The 12230-nt window shown below is 55.7% G+C and carries 9 protein-coding genes and 1 pseudogene; 4 read left to right on the top strand and 6 right to left on the bottom strand.

Annotation, left to right across the window (positions count from 1 at the left end):
- Window positions 1-465: 465 nt before the first annotated feature.
- Window positions 466-726 (bottom strand): hypothetical protein, encoded by a 261-nt coding sequence (locus tag NWI01_RS17850; protein WP_141385301.1) that lies wholly within the window; start codon window positions 724-726, stop codon window positions 466-468.
- Between the two features lie 573 nt (window positions 727-1299).
- On the opposite strand from NWI01_RS17850, the gene NWI01_RS20160 reads away from it, so the two are divergent.
- The 3 genes from NWI01_RS20160 to NWI01_RS17840 all read left to right on the top strand — a co-directional run bounded on the left by NWI01_RS20160 (window position 1300) and on the right by NWI01_RS17840 (window position 3459).
- On the top strand, window positions 1300-1431 hold the full coding sequence (locus NWI01_RS20160; protein ID WP_283809267.1) for a hypothetical protein: 132 nt from the start codon (window positions 1300-1302) through the stop codon (window positions 1429-1431).
- Window positions 1432-1564: 133 nt separating this feature from the next.
- Window positions 1565-2614, top strand: a complete 1050-nt coding sequence (gene lpxD, locus NWI01_RS17845; protein WP_141385300.1) for a UDP-3-O-(3-hydroxymyristoyl)glucosamine N-acyltransferase — start codon at window positions 1565-1567, stop codon at window positions 2612-2614.
- A gap of 656 nt (window positions 2615-3270) precedes the next feature.
- Window positions 3271-3459, top strand: coding sequence for a hypothetical protein (locus tag NWI01_RS17840; protein ID WP_141385299.1), 189 nt, complete (start codon window positions 3271-3273; stop codon window positions 3457-3459).
- Between the two features lie 769 nt (window positions 3460-4228).
- Here NWI01_RS17840 and NWI01_RS17835 read toward each other — a convergent pair.
- The 4 genes from NWI01_RS17835 to NWI01_RS17800 all read right to left on the bottom strand — a co-directional run bounded on the left by NWI01_RS17835 (window position 4229) and on the right by NWI01_RS17800 (window position 10269).
- Window positions 4229-4402 carry a DUF2934 domain-containing protein gene (locus tag NWI01_RS17835; RefSeq protein WP_141385298.1) on the bottom strand — a complete coding sequence of 58 codons (174 nt, stop codon included), beginning with the start codon at window positions 4400-4402 and terminating at the stop codon, window positions 4229-4231.
- Window positions 4403-5481: 1079 nt separating this feature from the next.
- Complete coding sequence (locus tag NWI01_RS17825; protein ID WP_141385297.1) at window positions 5482-5733, bottom strand: hypothetical protein; 252 nt, start codon at window positions 5731-5733, stop codon at window positions 5482-5484.
- A gap of 2925 nt (window positions 5734-8658) precedes the next feature.
- Window positions 8659-8868, bottom strand: a complete 210-nt coding sequence (locus NWI01_RS17805) for a hypothetical protein (protein WP_210243010.1) — start codon at window positions 8866-8868, stop codon at window positions 8659-8661.
- Between the two features lie 372 nt (window positions 8869-9240).
- Window positions 9241-10269 (bottom strand): IS110 family transposase, encoded by a 1029-nt coding sequence (locus tag NWI01_RS17800; protein ID WP_141385293.1) that lies wholly within the window; start codon window positions 10267-10269, stop codon window positions 9241-9243.
- A gap of 179 nt (window positions 10270-10448) precedes the next feature.
- On the opposite strand from NWI01_RS17800, the pseudogene NWI01_RS19920 reads away from it, so the two are divergent.
- Window positions 10449-10750: pseudogene (locus NWI01_RS19920) on the top strand (transposase).
- 51 nt (window positions 10751-10801) lie between these two features.
- Here the strand turns inward: NWI01_RS19920 and NWI01_RS20155 are convergent.
- Window positions 10802-10930, bottom strand: a complete 129-nt coding sequence (locus tag NWI01_RS20155; protein WP_283809266.1) for a hypothetical protein — start codon at window positions 10928-10930, stop codon at window positions 10802-10804.
- Window positions 10931-12230: the final 1300 nt, after the last annotated feature.

The following is a 12230-nucleotide window of genomic DNA, read 5'->3' as shown; positions in this document are numbered from 1 at the left end:
CACTTGCGAGCAAGCGCCCTAGCGAGCCTGGTGTCCCCTTTCGCCTGATAACCCTCGGCACGGATGTGAGACTGAATCCAAAAGTCTACGAATGTACGAACCTTATCGCCCAAAGCGTCCTCCATCCGTTATTAGGCGATCAAGCGTACAGCGAACCGCTATCGCCTATCTAATGCTAGTCGCTGAGATCTATCTCAAGGATTCCGGCCTCGGGTGATCGAAAACAATAGAAACGCAGCACGCTGCCATCTGAGGTGGATCGGAACACCACTTGGTCATCACCATTCCAATGGCTCAACTCAGCCACCAAATCATGGACCTTTAGCAGCTTCTCGATGTCTGGTGCGTTCCTGACTGGGGGCACACCGCCGGGGCTAACTTCATTATCGCGATTCATGATCTAACAACTCCGGTAAATTCTCAGCCGTTTAGGGCCGTCCGCTTTCCGGACAAGCCATCGCGAAGCTAGACTACAGCGTCTATTCGCAAGGCTTCTTTCAGATCATCTGGATCAATATCGAACGACTCGGTCGTTAAACGTGCTCTGCGCGAATCGGTCGCTCTGAAGGACGTTGCTATCCGGCGGAACGCCAGGAACGACAAACCTTGGATTTCCTCCTCGTCGGTTACTACCTCATAGGTACCGGGTGGAAACGGCCGATCGATGCCTTCGATGCAGAAGCTATGTTTGAAAACGACGGAGTCTCTACGGGATGTGACGGCCATAACGCCTCCAATCTCGTTTGCGCTCGATAGGTTACCTGCGCAACTCTCGATCGCGAGATCCATCCAAGTCACCAGCGCCAAATGACGGCGCCCAGAATCACGAGGCCAAAGAAAAGAATAGAGGGGGAGCAATCGGCTGAACCAAACAGTCGCGAATGCTGCCTGAATTGAAAAGCCAACCTCCGCTCTCGAACCTTTCGCGAAAGGTGGGTTTGACTTCTATTCCGGACCCTCTCTAGGAAGTAGGGAGTGAACGTCTGATCGCAATGGGGCCGGACGATGATAGGAAATATAGTTCTTGCCACATGCGCGATGTCCGTGGACTATCCCGACGCAAGGCAACCGGCATCGCCTTAAGCACACCAGAGCGACGCCGTATGCGCAGCCACAGCAGCCATAGTGGATGAGAGAAACTAATTTCTCGGGCTTCGATTGGTAGGTCTGAACGACGTCCCTTCACCGGGCTAGCGGAGTTCCGGGATACCCACGGCGATAGCGACTAGAATACTGCAACATATGCGCCGGTCCGTGCTAGTGTAATGTCAGGCCCACTTCGGGCCGGAGGAATGAACCATGGCCAAAGGTGAACAACGCGGGAATCGCGAAGCAAAGAAGCCGAAGAAAGAAAAGCAGAAGGTGATCGCGGCAGCTCCTAGCTTGAAGGGGCTTATGCAATCCGACGCTGCCAAGGCTCGCAAGAAGTAGCAAACGCCCCGAGCGACGAGCTTGAGCGCGGCGGCCCCTCGGGTCAAACGAATGGTGGTCTTGCTGACCTGAAACGATCCCATGTCATTAGGAAGCACATCGGCTGCGCCGCAGCAGAACGATGGAGATTGCCATGTCGAGCGAGACCTTCTTCGTGGCGAACCACAGCGTGGCCGCAAGTCGAATCGCTGCCCTTGCCGGTTTATCGTTTGTCACCGATGATTTTGCTATATCGGCCGCGGGCACGCTTGCGACGGCTGGTGTTGGCGAACTCTGCTATATGGACGATGCCAAATATATTGAGGAGCTAAAAGTAACTCGAGCAAGCGCGTGCCTGATATCCCCCCGATTCAGTGAGCTCGTTCCGGCAGGAACCTTTTCGTTTGTAACGCCGCATCCTTATGCGATCTATGCGCAAGTGCTCGCGCTCCTCTATCCACATGCAACAATTCCCGCGTCGAATTTTGGGACAGACGGAATATCACCGAAAGCGAACATCCATGCGTCAGCCATTGTAGGGTATGACGTCACGATTGATCCGGGTGCATCCATTGGTCCAAACGCGCGCATCGGCGACTTCACCTGTATTGGATCGAATGCAGTAATTGGACCAAGTGTCAGGATCGGGCGGAATTGCTATCTCGGAGCCAACGTCACGGTTGCGCACGCCGTTGTTGGCGACCGCGTTATTATTCATCCCGGCACCTCCATTGGCCAAGATGGCTTTGGGTTCACGTTTCTCGGAGGAAAGTGGGTCAAAGTTCCCCAAGTCGGCGGCGTAATAATCAAAAATGATGTGGAAGTTGGAGCCAACACCACGATCGATCGCGGATCGATGCGGGCGACGGTTATCGGCGAAGGAACAAAACTCGATAACCTCGTTCAAGTGGCGCACAACGTGAAGATCGGCGCGCATTGCGTGATTGCAGCCCAGGTCGGCATAGCGGGATCGACGACTATCGGTGATTTTGTCGCCGTTGGCGGTCATGCGGCGATCGCCCCCCACGTCACGATTGGCTCAAAAGCCCAGATCGGAGGTGCGAGCGGAGTCATGTGCGACATTCCGGCCGGAGAGCGCTGGGTGGGGATTCCAGCCCGTCAGAGCCGAGCGTTCTTTCGTCAGTATGCCGTACTAAAGCGTTTGGCAAAAAAGAAATGGAGAACTTTCGACGGCTTGGAGTGACGACGACCGTACTTCGGCGAACGTCGCATCTCAATGGCCGCCCATTGATCGCGGCAGCAGGATCGGTTGATCGCGTCCCTGCTTGTGGTCCTCATCCGAACACCGATTAGGCCGATGAGCGGTTGCTCGGGACGCTTCAGAACAACCTAAGAGCTAGTCCGCGGCTCTAATCCACGCGGCGCCGTTGCTGCTAGTGTCACCGCCGCTGCTTCATGCCGGGCGAGTTGGGCTCCAGCGGGCAGCAGGTCTTGTGCCGCCGAGGCTCTTGGCCTCTGAAACACGTAGGAAGATGATCGCCCCCATGCGATAGTAGTATCTCTGCCATTCCTTAAGAGCATTCCGTATCCCCTTGATACAAGGCGCTGCTCTCTTAAGAGGGAAGCGGCTCTCGAGGAGTTGGGATGATCGGCTGGATACTGAGGCGCGTGCGCGAATATGAGTGCGTGCACGAGTGGGGTGATCCCCAGAAGATAAAACGTATGGTCGGTAACCTGGTCGGACGATGTGGAAGGACACGCTGCTGCCGACGAGCATCAGGAAGGTCTACATCTGTCCGAAATGCCTGGCTAAGTGGAAAATCAAGCTGTGAATAGCGGATCTAGCTATGTAGGCGCGCGGTCGCCATATGAGTGTGACAGCTGAGAGGACCATCGAAGATGGATGAGATCGATGTGTGCGTGAACGACATCGTCGCGCAGTACGGCCACCTGACGCTGGGCGGCGAGACGCCGGCACAGGACTTCAAGAAGACCGTGCAGGACTTCATAGAATACGGGCCCGGCATGCCCGAACAGCGGCGCCAGGCATTGTTCAAACATATGAAGGGCTGGGATTCCTCAGTATAAGAGCTTCCTGACTAGGCGGGACAGAACGATGAGCGGGTGAATAGCGGAGCTTGCGAGATCTCTTCAAGCCATGAGAGGATTACGAGTATCTGCAGTAACTTTGCGCGATGTACCCTGGAAGCAAGCTAGGGGCATTTAAGTCCGACTGGTTCGGAAGGGTATGTACTCTTAGGGTATCAGAGGTAAAAGCGGGGCTAGTAGCCGTTTCACGAATGCGTGCCGCACGCCGCCGCTCTACCTCGTGCTCCATCTCTATCTAGTCGTGCGCCAATCACAGCCACGAGTGTTTGTCGACGGGATTGAGGCGGCTTCCGCTACTGAGCAAGTCGATGATGGCTTTTAATGGAACGGGCATATTGTTGTTCTTCTTCGATTGGGTTTCGGAAGTCAGATACGTGAAAATCTAGATACTTCGCTGACTTTAGAGATGAACGTTACGGACAGCTCGAACTTCTCAGCCGATTTGGGAAACATCTTTTTAAGCAGGTAGTATCGAAGAGCACGCCACACGCCTCAAAAAAGAGCGGCGGCAAGGAACCGCACCGTTCATTTGTTAAGTGGCTGGCCTATTGTTCGGCATGGCGGAACCTGCGCATGAAAGGGCGCAGATTATCGTCGTTCCCGTTGTACTCCTAGCGACTAACCCCACACAAAAGGCCACCCCATTGCGAGTGAGTGAGCCTTCTATGCGCATAGGATAGCGTATGCGTCAGCCCTTAAGATTAGGGATGTGGATACCCGCGTCACGATGCTTCAGGTAAAAGTGGGGCTAGTGGTCATCTTTAGGATTATCTAGCGTGCGCATCGGATCGAATCCTTCTTGCTCGCGCAGCTCCTCTTCGGCCCGAGCATAGAACTCTTCGGTACGCCCTTCAGGACTGCCGGCCTCTTCCCATAGTTGATTGGCGCGGACTATGATCTGGGCGTTGTGCGGGGCGTCCATGGCGGTTCCTGGCTTTCTGCGACGGGCGGCGCACTGTCCCGCAGGGGCTCTTGCGAGGCAAAAGGTGCGGGACCGTGCGGTGGTTCTAGGGGATAGGACCGTCAGCTTGATATGTAGGTTCGTTCCGTTTTTGTTAGTGCCTTAGACCAGCAAAGCCCAGCAAGTCTCGCAGAAGTGATGTCGCGGTGCTCCCAAGTATCCGCAGGTGCACTTGAGCTCGTCGCGGGCCTACTTTGCGTCAGGATAGTGGTTCGCTATTGCTTTAGTCAGGTTTTCTTCGAGCGCTTTGATGTCGGCCTTGTTGAGGACAATGCTGGACGGGTCCGTCAGCTCCGTTGAAAGTGCGCGAACGGCGGCAATCTGCCAACGGAGGTCCTCGCATGTCTTGCACATAGCTCGCTCCACTTCAGGCGGGAGCGCGCGCTGCTCTCAGTCACCGATGCTGCCAAAGGTCGGGCGATGATGACGCCAACGATCGCCGTTATGCCCGGTTCCTTACAGCGTGATTTAAATTGGCGGCGGTTTTCGAAAAGCGCTGTGGCTGAAGGCCGGCACCAATGTGCAGGAGCGTCTCCGTTCCGGTTATTTCGGCGGCTTCAAATCGCTGCCGGCGATCCAGCTCTGGCCTTCCGTGGGAGTCATCGAGCCGGGAAGGGAGTCGCACTTCGGGTAGACGAATGCTCGACGCCGCGAGCGTTACCGGTAGATACGGTTGTACGCGGGATCGGTTGCGGTTTTCCGTTAACCTCTCCGCGAGCCTTTGTTCCATTGTGCCCAGCGCGCCTTTGCCTCTCTCCACTCGTTGATAACGCGCCTCGTTTAACAGCACATTCACATCAAGCAGTAGCGCTTCGCGCTTCGCACTGCGTCGTTGATCTCGTCGGCCAACTGGGCCTCGCCCATTTGATGAAGGTTACCGGCCAGCGCCGAAGCTTGAGCCGAACTCATGGAGAGCGGCTCATCGTCGGCGTAGCAGAACTTGATGCGCCAAAGCCCTTCCTGATTTCGATGCGGCTCGATCAGGATTATCGGAAGATCTGGTAATCCGTTCTCAGAAAATAGCACCTACAGCGTGCCCATCATGGCATCTCACTAAATTCGTCGGGGATCTGTCCTTCCCGATAAAAGATCGCCGGCTTCTCGTCATAGTCACCGGTTTCATCATCAGAGGTTATGGAAAAAGCAACGACGCCTGCCTTAGACAGTGCGAGCCTCTGCGCGGTTCGACGGGCGCCCTCAGCTGATCGACACACAATCGGCCTGTCTGGCTTCAACTGATCGCCTTTTGCGGCATTAAAGGCCTGCACGAGAAATTGCGTTTGCGGCGACATTCCATGAGCGTGCGCCCTTTCTGGTCCAATAGCTATTCATTTGTTCTGAGTCTTTCCTCATAACGCAGGGTGCCAAATGTGGACCAGCCCCTTGTATTTTCCCTAAGTGACCATAGCGCTGAACTCGGATCAAGCTTGCACGGAGGTCGTGCGAGCGAACACGCTTTTGCGTATCTTGGAGATTACAAATCGCAACTGGAACAGTGAAGTGGTTCAACGAGAAGAGGAAAGGCACCAAGCCTAACCTGGTGCAAGCGACGGATGCGATCGATGTCACCGCTCTTTATGTTTGGACAGCTTGGGCAACTGAGGCGCAAAAACCGAAGACCGACTTCTCAGTTGAATACCGCTCGAGATAGGCCCCGGCACGTTTTCCTGGGAAGTGGCGCACCGGGAGCCATACCGGATCGGCTCTACAGCGCCAATACGGATATCCACCCTAGGCCTATCCACCAGCATCACAAGGTAATTCGATGACTGTGCGAACCTTTCTCGCGGGCCGCCCTGACGGCGAGCACTTCAGCTAGAGCAACAGCCCGACACGCGGTCACTCGTGAGAGCAGGCGTGTCGGGCCGTACTACCGGGTCGCTCTATAGCGCCAACACGGCTTATCAAGCCTAGGCCTATCCACCAACACCACAAGATAAATCGACGAGCATGCGAACCTTTCTAGCGGCTGCGTTGCGGTGCGTCCTGATGACCCATTTGGCCGATGCGAGGCCTAGGAATCATCTTATTGAGATCAACAACATGGTCGCTGCTCCGACGGGTTCATGCGGCCCTGCCGTGGGGGTGTGATTAACAGGGAGTCCTTGCGACGCAAGCATTCTCGCGCGTGATCCGTCAGGAGGAAATCACCCACTTGAATACCGTCAGGCCGACAGGCCAAAGCGGTCGCAAGGGGGCTGGGGTGTCTGAGCCCAAACCAAAAGACGCGCGGCGATATCTCACGTCCTCTAGTAACTCACCCAATATCTCGAAGCGCAGAAAGCCAAGTATATCGCCCCCGAAACACCAAAAAGAACACTTGCACCCCAGAGGCCACCCTCAACCAATAGATCAAGGAAAACCGGCGAAGCGTCTTGTTGTACAGTGAGCAAAACCCGCTTGTGCCTGAAGTGAGCAAATACCGCGAAGGTGCATGCAAGGCCCGCTGTAATAGACACAAATGCAATCTGGCCTATCACTTAGGCACCTCCTTTAATGTGGTTGGCTGCTGGCTGCCATCACCCTAGCACGCCGCATACAGAGACATATCGTTAATGATAGGCTTCCCAATCGCTGCTCTCCTTTTATTGACCGATGCGGCCCGTCGAGTTCTACCGCGGTGGACACGGCGGTTAAGCCCATCTCTGCAATTGCGTCTGCGTTGGGCTACTCGGCGCATTCTCGCCGGGTTTAGGTGGCGTGCCGCGCCCGGTGAAGACGGAGAGACTGAGTAGCATCACAAGCACTGCAAATAAAGAATCAGGCGTTTCGTGCTTGCCCAAATGTAGGTGTGATTTGCTCATTATGTCGGCGCCCGAAGGCCTGGGGACGACAGCCACTGGTCGATGTGCGACGCTGTTTCAGCCTGGCGTGCCTCTCGGATTAGCCGCTCTCGCTCAACGCCGAGCTGAGTACCGCGCGCCTCTTTACGCAGACGCTGAGCTTCATCGTTGAGACGTTGATAGAGCGATTTTGGATTCGGTAGAAAGCGAGATCGAGTCTGCATGGCGTGGCTCCTTTTTTGGCAGGAGACGGAAGCGCAACGCTCTCAGTCACCGATAAATGCAGAGGCCTGGACTGCGAAGCGAGGGCGAGCGCTGATAACGATGTAAGCACCGTCATTATGCGGCTTTGTGGCGAAAAAGCCTGACTAAAAGGAAGGCTTGACGCGTTAGCCGCACGGAATGGATGCTTCGGTCGTCCATCTGGCGTTGCACTTAGTGCAGTACCATTCGTTGGTGACGATATGAGGCGAATATCGCGAGTTCATGGGTGCTGTTACGGTATTCCCACAAGCGCAGGTATCAGTCCCTTCGGGGCGCGATCTTCGGACGGGTATCTCACGGGCGACGCGATTTGCCCATCTGCGCTCCGAGCTTCTCTGAAGATGAATCGGATAGACCATGGCGTACATAGCTTGCTCCCTTTGTGGGCGGGAGCACAGGAGCGTCTCTCTGTCGCCAGTGCCGGTTGGATAGCGTTGCTGGCAATAATAACTATATGGGCAGTCCCACCGATCAAAACTAGAGCCGCACAAAAGAAAAGAAGGTATTATGGTCGAGTTTGGTGGGCAGACGCCCCGTCGCGGAAGGCTGCACCAATATTCTTAGGGGCGATGTAAATAATCCTGATTTGGAAGAGTAACCTTATGCCAGTTGGGGGTTTGGCTATTGGGGGTGTTGCCCATGGCACCCCGCCTGTGGCGGTCTCGGCATTTGCAGGCTGCCGGGGCCGTCGCTTGGTCTTGTAGAGTCCAGTCCGAAAGCCTTTCCCCGCGCCCCCTGTGATAGACTGACCTCAAGACAGGAGGAGGCAAGTCATGACAGAACGCCGCGAACTATATCGAAGCCCAAATGGCGATTCCTGGTACTTAGGTCGCGAGCCGACAGACGGGCATGCCTTTATCATTCACCAGCCTAATTCCCCATCCGGCGGACGGTTGTCGCATATTGAACTGGGAGAATTCCTACGGAGTGGGAAAGGTCCAGAACAGCAGGCATTGCTCCGTTTGATTGGGACACTCGTCGAAGTGCCGCCATACGCTTAATGCATTGCTCGGGCGGGATTTTCTATTTATGAGTTGGCAACTGTCCATCTAGCCAGTCTTGCTCCTCGGCAAGTGCGAGCCAGGCATGCGTCTGTAGCGGTTCTTCGAAGGCAGGTCCTTCGCATCGTCGGCGAGTTCACCGCAGTTGCGAGCGTTCGCTCGGTATCTGTCATGGAAGCGGCCTCAAAAATCCGATGTTGGCTTGTTTGCCGAAGTTCGACACCGACATTTCGGTGTGGCGACGCATCCTCTCGCCGGGGTTCAATACGGTCATTTTGCACCATGGCATCGCGTCCGGATCGACGGGTATTATCACCTCGTCCACACGCATCTTACGACCATCGCGCGCGATCCATTCAGAGCCAATCTCAGGTATCATCTCTCTCTCTCTCTCTCTCTCTCTAAAGTCCGAACCGAATGTGGTGTCAGGTGTGGGTAAGCCGCTCTTCAATGACCAGCGCACGGGCGTCGTATTCAAGCGCAAGGGAGCTCAGGCTGGCTATGGTTTTAGGATGTCATTCGGCCCTTTAATTGCGTGATGTTGTCAAGCTTCCTTGAGATGTCGGCACTGGGGTCACGGTCCTTTCCGAGGTCGCAGAGCGCCTCATGATGATGTCCGGGTCGGACGTCTCAACGTTTGCAGCGGAGTGCGACGAGGCGCCACCAGCCGAATGAACGAGGTCGTCTCAACCACCGTCCCAGCGGGACATCGCTGGCCCGGTGAACCGGGTCAGGAACTTGCTGATATCGATCAGGCGGCGCTGACCTGCCCCCACTCAAAGGAAGTGCCGTCAACCCAGATGCAATGAAGGATGATAGCGATCTTGCGCGCGATGGCCACCTTCGCCTTCTTCATGCCGATCCGCTTCGCGAGCTTCATCCCCCAAGCCTTGAGAGAGCACCATTTCTTCGTTCGATAAAGCAGAACGGTAGCCGCCTCGAATAGGTAGGTTCGGAGAAGCCGATCGCCCCATCGTGAGATTTTGCCATTCGTGTCGGTCTCGCCGGATTGATGACGGCGCGGCGTGAGTCCCAGATAGGCACCGACCGTGGAGGCTGATCGAAAGCGGGATGGGTCGTCGATGGTGTGGCGGAATGTCAACGCCGTCACTACGCCGACACCAGGAACCGTCATCAGGCGAAGCGTTGTTGCGTCGGACTTTGCCAACTGACGCACTTGGTTATCAAGCTTTCCTTGCTGCTGACAAACCTGTTCGTGGATCGCCAGTAGTGGCTCGATGACGGCACTGAGCTGATGCTCTCCGCCCAGCAGCTCGATAATTTTCCTTCTGAACGGAAGCGCGATGGCTCTCGGAAGCAGTAACCCGTATTCCTTGACCAAGCTGCGGACCTGGTTCTCTATGTCCATGCGAATGCTGACGAGGCGAGATCGAGCAACGAGAATGGCGCGAATTTTTTGGCTCTCCTCGCTCTTGACCTTGACTTCACGGTACCAGCCACTCCGAACCAGTTCAGCAAGGCCGCGCGCGTCATTTTGATCGCTTTTGTTCATTCGCACTGAGAGCGCCGCGTGGGCATGCCGCGCGTCGATGCAAACCACGGGGAGATCCACCCGTCGGAGTTCGTGCCATAGCCAACCCGACATCGCGCCGGTCTCGAAGCCGACGCGTTCCGCATATGGAGCTCGTTTGCGCAGCAGTTCAGTTAAGGTGTTCGGATCAGATTTTGCCTTTCCCTCGAAGACAATCTGTCCTGCCTCGTCGACAACGCACACCGAGGTTTCCTTTTGCGAGACGTCGAGCCCAACATACTGCTTCATGGTAACCCTCCGATTCGATCCTGAGTGAGGGCTCAAGATAGCGAACCTTTCTGCCGCGAGTGTCGACCGCAATTACGTCATCGTATGCAAAGTTGACCCCGTAATGGAGTTGGTCCCTGGTGCCGGACGGGTAAGCAGAGTTGGATTGACCGGGTGGCCGGGCTTTTGGAGAAAAGCCCATGCCGAGACACCGATCCCACAGCGTTGAGTTTAAGCGCCAAGTCGCTCAGGAGTTTCTGAGTGGCGAGACGCTTCACGGCCTGGCCAAGCGCCACGACCTTTCGCGTAACCTGATCCGCATCTGGGTCGAAAGTACGAGACCGGCGCGCTGGACGACGACGCGCGCGCTGCAGATCTGGTCCAGGAATACGAAGCGCGGATCGCCGCGCTCGAGCGGTTGGTCGGCCGTCAGGCGCTCGAGCTGGAGTTTTTAAAAGGAGCTCTGAAAAGCGCACCCCGGCAGAGAAGCGCGACTACATGACATGACAACTTGCCGGAAAAAGAAACCCGGGCACACGTCGGGCTTCCCCTTTCACCAAACAATGACAGGATATTTCTGCTTTGGAGCCTCTGGCAAAGGTTTGGTATTGCGCGTGTTGTCCTGAGCGACCGGTTTGGCCTCACCCGGATGTTCAGTGGGAGTGATCGGTGTATTGGACATGGTGTTTCCTTTTCGGGAACGAACCTAAAATAATTTTCTAGACGCTCGTTGGAAGTGGGGCCTATACCGCTGATCACAATGGGCGCATGCGACAACAAGGAAATATAGTTCGAAAGCAAAACTGCTTTGCCTCGCGATCACAAAGGCATTGAGACAAGAGTCTTTGCAGCTGAACGACAGCCGCCAGGCAAGTGTCACGCTGGGGGGCCGACGATCCGGCCGGATGCGCGTTGTCTACGATGGCCCAAGATCAAGCTTATTCGCGAAAAGGCAGATAGCTGCCCGCGTCTTGCTGAAAGGGCGGGCAACAAAGCTGATAGCAAATTGACGAAGACTAGGCATCAGTCCGACATATAATGACATCATCCAAGCGACGGTCATTACTACTTAGTCATCAGTTCGGTTACCTGGATATCATCCGGCGGAACGCAACCGAATTTTACAGCCTCGAGCAACGCCTCCCGTTCCGAGGACGTTGCAACGGTTTGGGCAACCAGCTTGCCTCCGGTTCGAGAGTTTAAAGTGGAACAACGGCAGGGCTGCCCCAAAAAACGCAGTTACCGATACAAACAGGGTCTCATCGCGCGGCTGATAATGTTCAATTATGTTGCCAGCGCGGACTTACACGAGGGCGCTTCGGCACGGATTTCCACGATGCGCTGACAGCGTAAGCAACTGACGCGCAGAACGTGGCGTGGGATCTCCGATCATAAGGCGGATGTGGAGCGTATTTACGCCCGCAGGCCATTTGGAAAGACTTCGGCAGTCGCACCGGAGATCCGTCCGTCGGTGAATTCTCCGACGCGGTGGTGTTGAAAGCGTTCGGCGAGGCTAGCGATCTATCAGCCCTCTCAACTCGGAGCTCGTTCACCAAGCGAAGGCCATTTCTCACGGCTGTTGCAGACTTGTTACCAAGTCACCCATTCGTCGCCCTTCCAATAACCTCGTCCCTCATGTTCGCGGAAGACGACATGCGGGTCGGCAGGCCAACTATCGTCGTGAATGACGATCCTCGCGTCCAGCGGGTAGCTGTACTGATCCGGTGTGTGCCAGCACACGTTTTCCGAACAAACGATCCCCGCCGAAGCGGTCAAGGACGTCAGGACTAGAGCGCCGGTTCCGGCAGTTAATGCCAGGATAGTTTTGCGCAGCGAAGTCATTGGACACCCTTCAGCTGATAAATGCACTGCGCCGAGCCTTCGAGAGAGTTTGCGGTTAGCGAGCTCCGAATCTGGACTTGCTAGGCTGCGTCACACTTACGGGATCTGACGCCGGAAATGAGTCGATCAACCCTTCTTCC

The organism is Nitrobacter winogradskyi, assembly GCF_006539545.1.
GTDB lineage: Bacteria > Pseudomonadota > Alphaproteobacteria > Rhizobiales > Xanthobacteraceae > Nitrobacter > Nitrobacter winogradskyi_A.
Note: the sequence above shows the minus strand (reverse complement) of the source record. Positions and strands in the feature narration are given on the sequence as shown.